The organism is Enterococcus lactis, from assembly GCF_015751045.1.
Lineage (GTDB): Bacteria > Bacillota > Bacilli > Lactobacillales > Enterococcaceae > Enterococcus_B > Enterococcus_B lactis.
This window is the reverse complement of the sequence record NZ_BNJW01000004.1, coordinates 57279-72459: the sequence shown is the minus strand read 5'-3', so window position 1 is coordinate 72459 and position 15181 is coordinate 57279. Positions and strand designations below refer to the sequence as shown.

The window sequence follows — 15181 nt, the reverse complement described above, 5'->3', positions numbered from 1 at the left end:
AAAAACGATGGAACGTTGTTTTGATTGCCCTTGATGCGGACAGTCTGAACAGGTTCCATCGTTTCTTTATTTTCTTCGTCTTCTTCTGTGTGTATTTCGCGGTTTTTCTTCTATTGTTGGATCAATCGTGCCATAAAAGGGGCGATTGCGGTCAAGGTACCAGACATAAAGAATAAACAATGCAATACATAGTACAAAAAGGATTGCACCTATCATAAATCCTTCAGGCAAGTAGCTGAAAGTAACCGTGTGTTTACCTGCTGGAACTTTTAGCATCAAGAATGCGTTTTTGAAGTTGCTGACTTTGACTGGCTTCCCATCGATCTCGGCTTTCCATCCTTTGTCGTAAGGAATAGTTGTCACCAACATAGAATCTTCTGCGGTATCTACAGTTCCAGAAGCTTTTCTGCCAGAGGCTTCCATTTCGACACCTTTTTCTTTGATCTGATTCATTGCGGCTTGATAGGCTACAACATCTAGACCAACGACTTTCGGCTCCATGAAACTTACTTCTTTCGTCCCATAAAAACTTGCAGTAAATGTCACCGTTGTCTCTTGAGGGTAATAGCCAAGATCATAGTATTGTCCAGAAATATTGATTTGCGTTTTCCTTGATGTACCATTGACAGTGATCGTTGCACTAGAACTTTCTAATTGTGCAAAATTGGTTGGGAATAAGCTTAAGTAAGCTTGTGTATTTGCAGGTACATGGACTTCCCATGTGAGCTCTTTTGGTTGATTATCTGCCGTCTCTGAATAAGTCACACCAGTCGTTGTTTTTGTGATCGTCGTATTTAACTGATTCTTCAAAGTAGGCGTATAGAATGTAAAATACTGTTCATTTAGACCAGATAATGTATTGATCAAATTTGTCTGACTAGTTAAATTATCTGTTACGGGCTGCTCAATATCATTAACGGATAACGGTGCGGTAAATGCCAGTGGCAATGCATTGACATTCTGATACAGTGTATAGTCGCCGCTTTGACCAGCTTGGCGGAAGCCATATTTGCTGAACGTGCTTTCGTTCTTAGAAATGTTGTATTTGATTCCTGTAAAGCCATCCATCAGCAAAGTATTATTATTGTAGCGGATATTCAAATTTGTTCCTCTTGAACGGAACCCTAATGTATCCAGATAAGAGGAAGAATTACGATTTCTTATAGAAGAAAACAAGCTGATGCCGCTGTAACCGTAGTTGATCGAATCATTTGACGATACCGGATCCAGATTTTCCAAGCGGTAAAACGAGTCAGAATCTTCTTTTGTTTCATTTACAAGAGCTTTCAAGTCAGGATAAGGATCCGTATACAAACTGCGGGAAGCATAATTCCAATCATCAAGGATACCATGGATCATGCTGTTCGTATTGACTAATGCCTCAGCGGACATGATCAATAACAACAATATACTTAGATGGTTGAAGGAAAGTTTTTTATGCTGATAAAATCCCACAGCAAAAGCATAGATCCCTAAGAAAACAACTGTCAATACAAAGGAAGTCATCGTCACATAGGTGTAGCTTCCTTCAGGTTTGATGCCCCATGCCACCGCAAAGAGAGCAGCTACGACCAAAATGATTCCTAACAACAGCCCACGATCGTCTTGTTCTATCCTTTCCCATCCTTTTCCTGCAAGCAGGAGAACTAAGAAAGAGAACAGATAGGCATAACGGAATAAAAACATATTCGGTGCATGCATACCATGCCAAAACAAATTCAATGGAACAAGATAAAAACTTGCGATAAGTATGGCGAAAAGACCACCGTACAAAAACTTATTTTTCAACGGTACTTTCCGACTGGCAAAATAAAACAAGCAAAGGACCAGCGGAAGCAGACCTGCGTAAATGAACGGAATCGAACCGTATTTTGTGGTGTCATAAACACCAATCATGTTTTTCATGATCAGATCCAGATAAGAAGTCGCTTCTGTTTTCAACGTAGTGATTTGACTCAATGCTTCGCCATTTGACCGAAGATCCAGTACTGCTGGCAATACAATGATCATTGAAGCGCCGCCTGCCAGTAAAGAAGTGATCCCATAAGGAACAATCGATTTTTTGTATTCTGACCAGTTTGTCAATAGACGGGCAATAAAATATAAGAAAGAAAAGACACCAATCATGAAGCCCATATAAAAACTGGATAGAAACAAGAGCAAATAGCTGATGAATAAAAGTTTCGGCCGTTTCAGATCCATGACACGATGAATCCCCAAAATCACTAATGGAAGATAAACAAAAGCATCCAGCCACATGATGATCTCCGAATGTGCAGTAATGAATGAGATCAATGCGTAACTGACGCTAAGTGCAACATGCCCCCAGCGAGGAATCTTGAACGTGCGTGCAAGAAACCAAAAAGCTAATCCGGCGCAGCCGACTTTAAGCAAAGTCAGAACATAAAGTGCATCTGGCATCATCTGGTTTGGAAAGAAGAAAACCAGTGGCGTGAAGATCCCGCCGAGATAATAAGAAATCAAAGACAGATAATTCAAGCCCAGAGAAGCATTCCATGTATAGAAAATACTTTGCTTTCCAAGAAGGACATTTCGGAAGCTTGCATGAAAATTAGAAAATTGTGAAAAGGCATCACTTGCCAAAATACTTCTGCTGCTCCCGGGATAGATCCCGATACTTAGATAAACAAGTGCTAAAATCAAAAACGGAATCAGGAAACTAGCTGCTGCGTAGCGTCCGTTTTCTCTAAAAAATGACTTTAATTTTTTTTTCATATTTATTTTCCACCAAATTTCTATGAAGTTGTATTTAGTTTATCATATCCTTGTTTTTCTCTGCTTAAAAAGAGTCTAGTTTTCATAAAAAAATAAAATTTGGGAATAAATAACTTCATAATTTGTTCGTATAACAAAAATAAACACAAAAAAAGGGGAGGAATCAAAAATTCCACCCGCCAAAATTTTTATTAAATAAAAAACCGTTCACTATCTGAACGGTCCAAGTATCATTCAATTAAACGCGTTCAACTTTTCCTGATTTCAAAGCACGAGTTGACACCCAAACTTTTTTAGGTTTTCCGTCGACCATAACGCGAACTTTTTGTAAGTTAGGTTTAACAGTACGTTTTGTTGAGTTCATAGCGTGTGAACGGTTGTTTCCACTTTTTGTCTTGCGACCTGTAAAGTAACAAACTTTTGCCATGGTAATTTCCTCCTTTGCCTTGATTTGGAGCAATAGAATAATTCAGCTCATACCAGACTAACATATCATATAGATTGGAAATTTGCAAGTACATTTTCATGGATACAATTGACATTTGTGAAGAATAATTGTAAATTAAACAGGGTTATACCTGAAATTTTGCAAGGTTTTTGAGTACTTTGGGTAACTGCCTTTTATTTCAAGTTGCGCTATGATAAAATATGATAGAAGAAAAATGGGAGTATTTTACCCGTTAAGGAGGCTCATTCATGGCTGTAAAAATTCAAACGTCAGCTGGAACCATTGAAATTACCAATGATGTAATTGCAACAGTTGTTGGTGGCGCCGCGACAGATGTGTTCGGTGTTGTAGGAATGGCCAGCAAAAATCAAATTAAAGATAATATTACTGAGATTTTGCGTAAAGAAAATTACTCAAGAGGAGTAGTTGTCCGCCAAGAAGATAATGGTATTGCTGTAGATGTTTATACGATTATCAGCTATGGTACGAAAATCTCTGAAGTTTCTCGCAACGTCCAAGAAAAAGTGAAATACAATCTAGAGGCATTATTAGGCGTAGCTGCCAATTCAGTTAATGTCTTTGTACAAGGTGTTCGTGTACTGCCAGACTAGGCAGGAGACTGGCTGATAACTCAGCAGTCGATCTGAAGGAGGATTATCTAGGTGAGTGTAACAGAAATAAGTGCAAGCCAGTTCCAGGAAATGGTGCAGGCTGGTGCGAATCGTCTGCAAGTAAATGCAGAATACGTCAATTCATTAAATGTATTCCCTGTGCCAGATGGCGATACGGGAACAAATATGAATCTATCTATGACTAGTGGAGCGAAGGCAGTAGTAGATTCAACCTCAGAAAAAGTAGGAGAATTAGCAGCAATGCTTTCAAAAGGATTGCTGATGGGTGCGCGCGGAAATTCCGGCGTTATTTTGTCTCAATTGTTCCGAGGATTTTCTAAGCAAATTCCAGATGTTGTCTCATTAAATGCTTCTGATCTTGCTGCAGCATTCACTCATGGTGTTGAAACTGCGTATAAAGCAGTAATGAAACCAGTAGAAGGAACGATTTTGACAGTAGCTAGAGAAGCAGCAAAAGCTGGAGAAAAGAAAGCGAAGAGTACAGACGATGTCGTTGAAGTGATGACAGCTGTTGTAAAAGGAGCAAAACGTGCTTTAGCTAAAACCCCAGACTTGCTTCCAGTCCTAAAAGAAGTCGGTGTTGTAGACAGTGGAGGACAAGGATTACTGTTTGTTTATGAGGGCTTTTTAAGCGCATTGAATGGAGAATTCCAAGCGGATGAAACATATGAACCTTCTCCAGCAGAAATGGATGATATGGTCAATGCAGAGCACCATCGCAGTGTCCAAGGACAAATGGCGACAGAAGATATCCATTTTGGTTATTGTACAGAGATCATGGTGAAAATCGGTGAAGGGCCTACTGTTGATAGCACGTTCGACTACGAAGAATTCCGTAACTATTTAGATGGTATTGGAGATTCTTTACTTGTGGTCAATGATGACGAGATCATCAAAGTCCACGTGCATACAGAAAACCCAGGAGAAGTCTTGAACTATGGACAAAAATTCGGTTCATTAGTCAAAATCAAAGTCGACAACATGCGCTTGCAGCATGAGACGATTTTGGAACACGATGAAGAAGTGAACGAGTTTGCGAAAAAAGAAACACCACGTATCCCGTATGGTATCGTAGCAATCGCTGCTGGTAAAGGCGTCCAAGAGCTGTTTGAAAGTTTAGGCGCTAATTATGTTATCAGTGGTGGGCAAACAATGAACCCAAGTACGGAAGACATCGTTAAAGCGATCCAAGAAGTGAACGCAGATAAAGTGATTGTCTTACCGAACAACAAAAACATCTTCATGGCAGCTGATCAAGCGGCAGAAGTAGCAGATATCCCAGTAGCAGTTGTTCCTTCAAGAACGATTTCTCAAGGATTGACGGCTATGCTTTCATTCAATGATCAAGCTTCTTTAGAAGAAAACAAAGAAACGATGACAGAAATGTTGTCTAGCGTCGTAAGTGGTCAAGTCACTCACGCAATCAGAGATACCTCAATCGACGGTGTAGAGATCAAAGAAGGCGACTTTTTAGGCATGATCGATGGAAAAATCATGATCTCTAACCCAGATATCACAGCAACAGCGTTAAGCACACTAGAACAAATGATCAATGAGGACACAGAGATCGTAACGATCTTAGCAGGTGATGAAGGAACAGTTGAACAAGCAAATGAATTTGCTGAGAAACTAACAGAAAAACATCCTGATTTGGAAATCGAGATCCACCAAGGAGATCAGCCTGTCTATCCTTATCTATTTTCTGCTGAATAATTCCTGTGACAGAATATCTTTCTAACACAGTATTCATTCATAAAAGGCCTTCGGTTAGTGATCAGGTATGATCACTGACCAAGTCCTTTTTTTGTTAAAGGAGGGAGGAAAAAATATATGCGTTCTTTAGATGATCCAATCACTATGCTGGCAGGAGTCGGAGAAAAAAGAGCGGCTAGTCTTGCCAGCTTGGGCATCCAAACGATTGAAGACTTACTGACTTATTATCCTTTTCGCTACGAAGATATTCAGGAAAGAAATCTAAACGAGATCCAAGATCAAGAAAAGGTTACTTTGAAAGGAATCGTAGTCTCTCCTCCTGTGATGAATCGATTTGGTTATAAAAAAAGCCGATTGCAATTTCGAATGATGCAAGAACATGATGTGTTCAACGTTTCTTTTTTTAATCAACCTTATCTAAAAGAAAAAGTCATTTTATCGGAGGAAATCGCTGTATACGGTAAATGGGATGCAAAGCGTAAAGCCTTGAACGGGATGAAGATATTAGGTTCTCAAACAATGGATGACTTTTCGCCGATATATCACGTCAACAAATCGATTCGTCAAACGACATTAGTTGATCTAATCAAAAAAGGGTTTCAAGAATACGGCACATTGATCGAAGAAAACCTGCCGAACAACCTTGTGGAGAAATATCGACTACTTGACCGAGCTTCTGCTGTAAGAAGTATGCACTTTCCGAAAAACCACGAAGAAAATCACCAAGCCAAACGACGTGTCGTTTTTGAAGAATTCTTTTTATTTCAAATGCGTCTTCAAGGATTGAAAAAAGCAGAAAAAGCAGAAACGAATGGCTTGGAGATCCTTTATGATGTCCAAAAATTAAAAGAATTTACTCAAAAGTTGCCTTTTGAACTGACAAATGCCCAAAAACGGGTAACGAATGAAATCTGTCGGGATCTTCGCAGTCCTCAACATATGCAGCGACTTTTGCAGGGAGATGTAGGTAGCGGAAAAACAGTGGTTGCCGCAATCGCATTATATGCCACCGTTATAGCGGGTTTCCAAGGTGCGTTGATGGTGCCTACCGAAATCTTGGCACAACAGCACATGGAAAGTTTGCAACAGCTGTTTGATCCCAATGAAGTAACGGTCGCATTGCTTACAGGGTCAACGAAAACAAAAGAACGACGGGAACTCCTTGAAAAACTAGAACGAGGAGAAATCAACGTCGTGATCGGTACACATGCATTGATCCAAGATGGAGTTGAATTTCAGAATTTAGGTCTAGTTATTACGGATGAACAGCACCGTTTTGGTGTGAATCAGCGGAAAGTCCTTCGTGAAAAAGGCTGGCGACCTGATGTCTTGTTTATGACAGCCACTCCGATCCCTAGAACGCTAGCTATCACAGCGTACGGTGAAATGGATGTATCGATCATTGATGAACTTCCAGCTGGACGTATCCCGATTGAAACACGCTGGGTAAGAACACCTCAATTAGACAGTGTACTGGATTGGACAAGGAAAGAACTGGCAAGAGGACATCAAATGTATGTCATCTGTCCACTGATCGAAGAATCAGAAGCATTAGACGTAAAAAACGCAGTGGAAATCTATGAAAAACTTCGTGAATTATTTGCACCAAAATATGAAGTTGGCTTGTTACATGGTAAAATGAAGAATCAGGAAAAAGAAGTGATCATGGAAGCTTTCAAAGATAACCAGATGCAGATATTAGTTTCTACTACGGTAATAGAAGTAGGGGTAAACGTGCCAAACGCAACCGTCATGCTGATTATGGATGCGGATCGATTTGGTTTGGCACAGCTGCATCAGCTTCGTGGACGTGTTGGACGCGGAAGTGATGCTTCCTACTGTATCTTAGTTGCTAATCCCAAAAATGAACTAGGCGTGGAGCGGATGAAAATCATGACAGAGACCACCAATGGTTTTGTACTAAGTGAAAAAGATCTGGAATTACGCGGTCCCGGTGAAGTATTCGGCTTCCGACAATCTGGTTTACCTCAATTTGCGATTGCTGACTTGGTGACAGATGGAAATGTTTTGGAGGTAGCCAGAGAAGAGGCTGCAGCTCTTTGGCAGATAAAGAATTGGCAGATGCTGCCTGAGTATCAGCCTCTAGCACAAAGCCTCCAGATAGAAAATCAGGATAATCGTTATTTCGATTAGCAGACTATGCTATACTTTATAATGATGATGGAAAAAGGAGTGGGAACAATGAAAATTGCCGTAGATGCAATGGGCGGAGATCACGCACCTCAAGCAATTGTAGAAGGCGTGGCTTTAGCGCAGCAAGATTTTCCAGAAGTAGAATTCTTACTTTACGGAAAAGAAGCAGAAATCAAGAAATACTTAATAAATGAAAAAAACATCACGATTATCCATACAGACGAAAAAATCAATAGTGATGATGAGCCAGTAAAAGCGATCCGACGGAAAAAGACTGCTTCAATGGTCCTTGCTGCACAAGCAGTGAAAAACGGCGAAGCGGATGCTATATTTTCAGCAGGGAATACAGGTGCGCTGCTAGCAGCGGGTTTGTTCATCGTAGGACGTATCAAAAATATCGAACGCCCTGGCTTGATGTCTACTTTGCCAGTAGTAGGAAAAGAAGGTGCCGGTTTCGATATGCTGGATCTTGGCGCTAACGCAGAAAACAAACCAGAACATTTGTTGCAATACGGTATTTTAGGTTCTTTCTATGCACGTAAAGTCCGAGGGATCGGACGTCCCCGCGTTGCTCTTTTAAACAACGGAACAGAAGCCACAAAAGGTAGTGAAGTGACGAAAAAAGCCTATGAACTTCTTCAGAATGAAACAAGTTTGAATTTCATTGGAAATGTAGAAGCGCGCGAGTTGCTCAATGGTGTGGCTGACGTAGTAGTCACAGATGGATTTACAGGCAATGCTGTTTTGAAATCCATTGAAGGAACGGCAATGAATATGATGGATCTATTAAAATCCGCTATTCTAAACGAAGGGATCAAAGGGAAAATGGGCGCCATGCTTTTAAAAGACGGCTTGCGTTCTTTGAAATCTGAAATGGATTATTCCAAACATGGCGGAGCTGTTTTGTTTGGCTTGAAAGCACCAGTCATTAAAACCCACGGAGCAACAGGTCCTGATGCTGTCCGCTATACGATCCGCCAAATCCACACGATGCTTGAAACAAATGTAGTAGGACAGTTAGTCGAACAATTTGAAAAAAGCGAAGAATAATATTCAGATAGCTGAGGCAATCCGATTCGTTAAAAAAAGGTGGACATTCCTGAAAAATGTCAGTAAAATTAGCCATGGTGTAGGTAATTGACAAGTGTATGATTCTTGGAGGTGAAAAAGTTGACTCGCGAAGAAGTATTTAACAAAGTAGCGAAAATTATTTCAAATCATTTTGAGATAGATACCGATAAAGTGACGGATGAATTGAACATCAAAGATGATTTAAAAGCTGATTCAATTAGTATTATGGAGTTCGTTTTAGAACTTGAAGATGAATTCGGTACAGAAATTTCAGATGAAGACGCTGAACAAATTGAAACAGTTGGCGGCGCAGTAGATTATATCAGCAGCCATCTCAAATAATTTCAATAAAAGCAAAGAAGGATAAAAAGTTGTATGCAACTTTTTATCCTTCTTTTTTTAATCTTTTTGACACGGAAAAGACATTTTTCTGATAATTCTGGCGATAATTAGAAATTATGTTGCAAAGTAAAGTGGTTTTCTATATAATTATTAATAATTCATTACACAAAGATAAGAATAACCTTTGTTATAAAACGCTTTATTCTGTGTAATGTTCTTTTTTTACTAAGAAAAACTTCCGTTTAGGAAGCAGAGAGGGGTATTCGATTGTCAGATAATCAATTATTAGAAGTTCAGAACCTACATACAGGCTTCCGACTCAAAGATGACTATTACGATGCAGTAGATGATGTTTCATTTACTTTAGACAAAAACGAGATCTTAGCAATCGTTGGGGAATCTGGGTGCGGGAAAAGTACATTAGCTACTACGATTATGGGATTACTTGATCCTAATAACACAAAAATTACAGGTGAAATTTTATATAACGATCTGAATTTAATCGAACTGAACGAAACGCTTTATAATAAAATCCGCGGAAATGATATCGGAATGATTTTCCAAGATCCGTTGTCTGCATTAAATCCTCTCATGAGAATCGAAGACCAGATCAAAGAAGGACTTTCCTATCACACAAAGATGAATGCAGAACAGCGTCAAGCTCGCGCACTGGAATTACTAGAACAAGTAGGGATTCCTAATCCAGCAAGAGTTGGACGTCAATATCCCCATGAATTATCAGGCGGTATGAGACAACGTGTCATCATCGCAATCGCAATCGCCTGCAAACCTCCAATCGTCATTGCAGATGAACCGACGACAGCCCTAGATGTAACCATCCAAGCCCAGATTCTTGATTTACTGAAAGATCTTCAGGAAGAAACAAAAACAGGGATCATCCTGATCACTCATGACTTAGGAGTCGTAGCAGAAATGGCTGATCGAGTGGCAGTGATGTACGGCGGACAGTTTGTTGAAGTAGCGGGTGTAAAAGAACTGTTTGATCATCCGAAACATCCTTATACGCGCTCTTTATTGAACTCTATACCTCAAGAAGGAAATCATGATGCAGAACTCCATGTGATCGAAGGTGTCGTTCCTTCTCTGAAAAACATGCCTCGTAAAGGGTGCCGATTTGCTCCACGTATTCCGTGGATACCAGCAAGTGATCACGAAGAAGATCCTATCCTTCATGAAGTCGCTCCGAACCATTTGGTACGTTGCTCTTGCTACAAGCATTTCCACTTTAGAGACGAAAAAGGAGAGGTGTAGATGACAGAATTAATCACAATCAAAGACCTGAAAGTTCATTACCCTATTCGCAGTGGATTCTTCAATCGAGTAACGGATCATGTATATGCTGTAGATGGTGTGGATTTTATCATCGAAAAAGGAAAGACATATGGTTTGGTGGGAGAGTCCGGTTCCGGAAAATCCACTACAGGAAAAGCAGTCGTTGGTTTAGAAAAGACGACAGCTGGACAAATCATGTATGAAGGAAAAGATGTAACGAAGCGAAGCAACCGAAAAAAAATGGGTTATAACAAAGACGTACAAATGATCTTCCAAGATTCAATGTCTAGTTTGAATCCTAAAAAACGAGTATTGGACATCATTGCAGAACCTATCCGAAATTTTGAACGGTTAAGCGATCAAGAAGAAAAGAAGAAGGTAAAAGGATTGCTAGATATCGTTGGGATGCCGGAAGATACACTTTACAAATATCCTCATGAATTTTCAGGGGGACAACGCCAACGTCTAGGAGTAGCCCGCGCTGTTGCTACTAATCCAAAATTAATCGTGGCCGATGAACCGGTATCTGCTCTGGATCTATCTGTTCAAGCGCAAGTATTGAATTTCATGAAACGGATCCAGCAAGAATACGGTCTCAGCTATTTATTTATTTCTCATGATTTAGGTGTAGTAAAACATATGTGCGACAACATCGCAATTATGTACAAAGGTCGATTTGTAGAAATCGGTACAAGAGAGGACATTTATAATGACCCGCGCCACATCTATACGAAACGTCTGCTTTCAGCAATTCCGAAAATCGATGTAGAAAATCGGGAAAGCCACAAAGAAAATCGCCGAAAAGTAGAACAAGAGTATATCCAAAACCAAAGAGAATACTATGATGCGACTGGCCGAGTCTACGATTTGCGTACGATCACAACTACACATAAAGTGGCGTTGAAAGATGGAGGTGCGAGCTAATGTGGAAAACGATTCTGCGACGTGTTTTATTGATGATCCCGCAAGTTATTATTTTAAGTGTTCTGATCTTCTTATTAGCCCAAGCGATGCCAGGGGATCCATTTACTGGTTTGATCAACCCAAACCAAGATCCGGCAGTGATCGAACAAATGCGACAATCAGCTGGATTGAATGACCCATGGTATGTCCAGTACTTCCGTTGGATCGGAAATGCTTTGCAAGGCGATTTTGGTCAAAGTTTCTTATACAAACGCTCTGTTGCTGACCTAATCGGTGAACGGATCATCAACACGTTATATCTATCGATCTTGACAGTTGTCCTTACTTATTTGATTGCTGTGCCTCTAGGGATGCTAGCAGGCCGGTATCAAAATTCGATCTTGGATAAGATCGTCGTGATTTATAACTTCTTTAGTTTTGCTGTTCCGTTATTTATCTTCGGCTTGATCATGCTGTTTGTTTTTGGTTATCGTTTAGGCTGGTTCCCAACCAGCGGTTCTCAAACACTAGGTTTGCAAGGGGGATTTATCACTCAGTGGATAGATCGCTTGAAATATATTCTGCTACCATCGATTACCCAAGCATTTCTGGCGACTGCCGTTACGATCCAATATCTGCGAAGCGAAGTAATCGATTCGAAGTCGCTTGATTTTGTCAGAACAGCCCGTTCCAAAGGGGTACCGACGAATAAAGTATTCAGTAGACATATCTTCCGGAATGCAGCGTTGCCGATGGCTTCGCAAATGGGGTATGAAATCACTTCGTTGATTGCTGGTTCTGTAGTTATCGAAAAGATTTTTGGCTATCCAGGAGTCGGGAAACTATTTATTGACTCTATTGGTCAACGAGACTACACCGTGATCACATCCTTAGTATTGATTTTAGGAATCGCGACGCTAGTGGGGACATTACTGTCAGATATCATTATGAGTATCGTTGACCCGCGTATTCGGATTCAATAAAACCAATCAGAAAGGAGAATGGATCGATGAGTGAAAAAAACAATACAGCAGTTCAAGAAAGTATCCCTCCTATGGGGATACGAATGATTGCTCGAGAATTTAAAAAAGATAAAATCGCTATTTTTTCATTAGGTTTGCTAGTGGTTTTATTATTAGTGATTTTTATCGGTGCGATGCTGACCGATCAAGATAAAGTGATGTATGTTAGTATTTTTGACAAATATGCTGCCCCAGGAGCAGTTTCGACACAAGGACAAAAGTTCATTCTGGGAGCAGATGAAGGCGGACGTGATGTATTAGGTCAATTGATCATAGGTGCTAGAAACTCTATTACGATCGGATTTGCGATCACGATCCTTACTTCGATCATCGGGGTTGGATTAGGGATCATCTCTGGCTACTACGGAGGGATCATTGACAACATCTTGATGCGAATCGTTGATTTTATCATGATTCTACCGATCATGTTGATCATCATCGTCTTCGTATCGATTATTTCCAGATACAATGTCTGGTCCTTTATTTTCATCATGAGTGCATTTTATTGGGTAGCTAAAGCCCGATTATTCCGAAGCAAGACATTATCTGAAGCAAGAAGAGATTATGTCAGTGCCTCAAAAACAATGGGAACAAGTGATTTTAAAATCATGTTCCGCGAAATCATGCCGAATCTAAGTTCATTGATCATTACGAACTTGACAATGAACTTTGCGGCAAACATCGGTATCGAGACAACTTTGACTTTCTTAGGTTTCGGTTTGCCGGCAAATGTACCTAGTTTAGGTACACTGATCGGTTATGCAAGTAATGGAGAAGTCTTAGTGAATCGGCAATGGATCTGGTTACCCGCATCAATCCTCATTTTAGTTTTGATGTTGAGTATCAATTATGTTGGACAGGCATTCAAGCGTTCTGCAGATGCACGCCAACGGTTAGGCTAGTTATAGAAGCGAAGGGGGAAATAGGAATGAAGAAAACGATTTTTGGATTTGCAACGCTGATGTCTGCAGTCGTTCTTGCAGCATGCGGGGGCGGAGGTACAGATACTTCTGGAAATAACTCTGGAGGCAACAGCAATAACAAAGAGGAATTAACTTTTCCAATCGCAACAAAAAACAATGATGATGCAATCGAAGACGGTGAATTAGAAGCTGCGGTCGCAACGGACAGTCAGTTCAAAGGATTGTTCCAGTGGGAGTTTTATCAAGATTCATATGATGCAGCGTTTATGGCACCCTCTCACGAACCATTGTTTGCAAACGATGATGATTTTAGAATCACAGATGACGGAGCTGCAACACTTGATCTAGACGAAGATACGAAAAAAGCGACAATCAAAGTAAAAGACAATGTTAAATGGTCAGATGGTGAAGATGTAACGGCGGACGATGTGATTTTCCCTTACGAAATCATTGGGAATAAAGATTACACTGGTATTCGTTATGACGATACTTTCCGTAACATCGTAGGTATGGAAGAATATCATGATGGAAGTGCCGATACGATCTCTGGAATCAAAAAGATAGACGACAAAACAGTTGAAATCGAATATAAAGAAGTAAATCCAAGCATGCTTCAATCGGGTGGCGGTATCTGGACATATGCAGCACCGAAACATACGTTAGAAGGTGTAGCAATCAAAGACATGGAATCAAGCGATCAAGTACGTAAAAATCCAGTGACTTTCGGCCCTTATTACATGAGTAATATTGTTGCAGGAGAATCAGTAGAGTACTTACCAAACGAGCACTACTGGAACGGTACACCTAAATTGAAAAAGATCACGATGAAATCTGTACCGATGGCTAGTGCAACTGAAGCATTGAACTCTAAGCTATATGACATGATTTTCCAAATGCCAACAGATACTTATGATACGTATAAAGAAATTGCTGGCTATACAAACTTAGGACGTGAACAAACTTCTTATACTTATCTAGGATTCAAGTTAGGTAAATGGAATTCAGATACAAAGAGTGTGGAATACAATCCAGATTCAAAAATGGCTGATAAATCATTACGTCAAGCCATGGGCTATGCATTAGATAACAATGCAGTAGGTGAACGTTTCTACGCAGGTTTGAGAAGCAATGCGACTTCATTGATCCCACCAGTATTCCAGTCATATCACGATGATGAAATGAAAGGATTCACACAAGATTTAGACAAAGCGAAAAAACTATTGGATGATGCTGGCTACAAAGATGTGGACGACGATGGTTTAAGAGAAGACAAAGATGGAAACAAATTAACCATCAACTTTGCTTCGATGTCCGGTGGAGAAACAGCGCAACCATTGGCAGATTACTATATCCAACAATGGAAAGAAATCGGTTTGGATGTCCAATACACAACAGGTCGTCTGATTGAATTCAACTCTTTCTACGATAAATTAGAAAACGATGATCCTGAAATCGATGTTTACCAAGCTGCTTGGAATACAGGAACTGATCCAAATCCAAGTGGACTATGGGGACCAAATGCAGCATTCAACTACACTCGTTATGAATCAGAAGAAAATACAAAATTGATCAACGATATCAGTTCAAGCAAAGCATTTGATGAAGACTATTTGAAAGAAGCCTATCAAAAATGGCAACAATATGCGTTTGAAGAAGCATTTGCGATTCCAACGTTGTTCCGTAACGAAGTATTGCCAGTCAACGACCGTGTCAAAGACTGGGATTGGTCCTATGATGTACCAAACCCATGGGCAAATGTTTCTGTTACAGCAGATTCACGTTCATAATCAAAAAAATGACCGAAAAAGGACGATGTCCTTTTTCGGTTTTTTATTTACTGTTATTTTTGTATAGCGAATAAAAATAAAGTAGTTTTTTAAAATTTTATTTTAAAAACGCGTTGAACATAAATGTGTTATTATATATAATTTAAATAGATTTTAA

12 protein-coding genes are annotated in these 15181 nt (G+C 39.9%); 10 read left to right on the top strand and 2 right to left on the bottom strand.

Annotated elements, in window-relative coordinates; genetic code table 11:
• Positions 1 to 66: 66 nt before the first annotated feature.
• Entirely contained in the window at positions 67 to 2736 is a 2670-nt protein-coding gene (locus tag KFO35_RS03185) for a YfhO family protein (RefSeq protein WP_002315507.1), read from the bottom strand.
• A 238-nt stretch (positions 2737 to 2974) separates the two neighbouring features.
• On the bottom strand, positions 2975 to 3163 hold the full coding sequence (gene rpmB, locus KFO35_RS03180; RefSeq protein WP_002290463.1) for a 50S ribosomal protein L28: 189 nt from the start codon (positions 3161 to 3163) through the stop codon (positions 2975 to 2977).
• Between the two features lie 269 nt (positions 3164 to 3432).
• Between rpmB and KFO35_RS03175 the strand changes: the two genes are divergently transcribed.
• The 10 genes from KFO35_RS03175 (at position 3433) to KFO35_RS03130 (ending at position 15024) form a co-directional block, all read left to right on the top strand.
• Positions 3433 to 3795: an Asp23/Gls24 family envelope stress response protein gene (locus KFO35_RS03175; RefSeq protein ID WP_002290464.1), complete on the top strand. Its 363-nt coding sequence runs from the start codon at positions 3433 to 3435 to the stop codon at positions 3793 to 3795.
• Positions 3796 to 3846: 51 nt separating this feature from the next.
• Positions 3847 to 5529 (top strand): DAK2 domain-containing protein, encoded by a 1683-nt coding sequence (fakA, locus tag KFO35_RS03170; RefSeq protein ID WP_002290465.1) that lies wholly within the window; start codon positions 3847 to 3849, stop codon positions 5527 to 5529.
• 117 nt (positions 5530 to 5646) lie between these two features.
• Positions 5647 to 7683 (top strand): ATP-dependent DNA helicase RecG, encoded by a 2037-nt coding sequence (gene recG, locus KFO35_RS03165; RefSeq protein ID WP_002315509.1) that lies wholly within the window; start codon positions 5647 to 5649, stop codon positions 7681 to 7683.
• Positions 7684 to 7731: 48 nt separating this feature from the next.
• Positions 7732 to 8733, top strand: coding sequence for a phosphate acyltransferase PlsX (gene plsX, locus KFO35_RS03160; RefSeq protein WP_002315510.1), 1002 nt, complete (start codon positions 7732 to 7734; stop codon positions 8731 to 8733).
• 120 nt (positions 8734 to 8853) lie between these two features.
• A complete protein-coding gene (gene acpP / locus KFO35_RS03155) occupies positions 8854 to 9096 on the top strand; it encodes an acyl carrier protein (protein WP_002294295.1) in 243 nt (80 codons plus the stop codon).
• Positions 9097 to 9363: 267 nt separating this feature from the next.
• Positions 9364 to 10368 (top strand): ABC transporter ATP-binding protein, encoded by a 1005-nt coding sequence (locus KFO35_RS03150; protein WP_002309832.1) that lies wholly within the window; start codon positions 9364 to 9366, stop codon positions 10366 to 10368.
• On the top strand, positions 10369 to 11313 hold the full coding sequence (locus KFO35_RS03145) for an ABC transporter ATP-binding protein (RefSeq protein ID WP_002315511.1): 945 nt from the start codon (positions 10369 to 10371) through the stop codon (positions 11311 to 11313). It abuts the gene before it with no gap.
• Complete coding sequence (gene opp4B, locus KFO35_RS03140; RefSeq protein WP_002290474.1) at positions 11313 to 12275, top strand: oligopeptide ABC transporter permease; 963 nt, start codon at positions 11313 to 11315, stop codon at positions 12273 to 12275. The genes KFO35_RS03145 and opp4B overlap by 1 nt, the downstream gene beginning before the upstream one ends.
• Positions 12276 to 12301: 26 nt before the next feature.
• Positions 12302 to 13216 carry an ABC transporter permease gene (locus KFO35_RS03135; protein ID WP_156271936.1) on the top strand — a complete coding sequence of 305 codons (915 nt, stop codon included), beginning with the start codon at positions 12302 to 12304 and terminating at the stop codon, positions 13214 to 13216.
• 26 nt (positions 13217 to 13242) lie between these two features.
• Entirely contained in the window at positions 13243 to 15024 is a 1782-nt protein-coding gene (locus tag KFO35_RS03130; protein ID WP_002315512.1) for an oligopeptide ABC transporter substrate-binding protein, read from the top strand.
• The last annotated feature ends 157 nt before the right edge of the window (positions 15025 to 15181 follow it).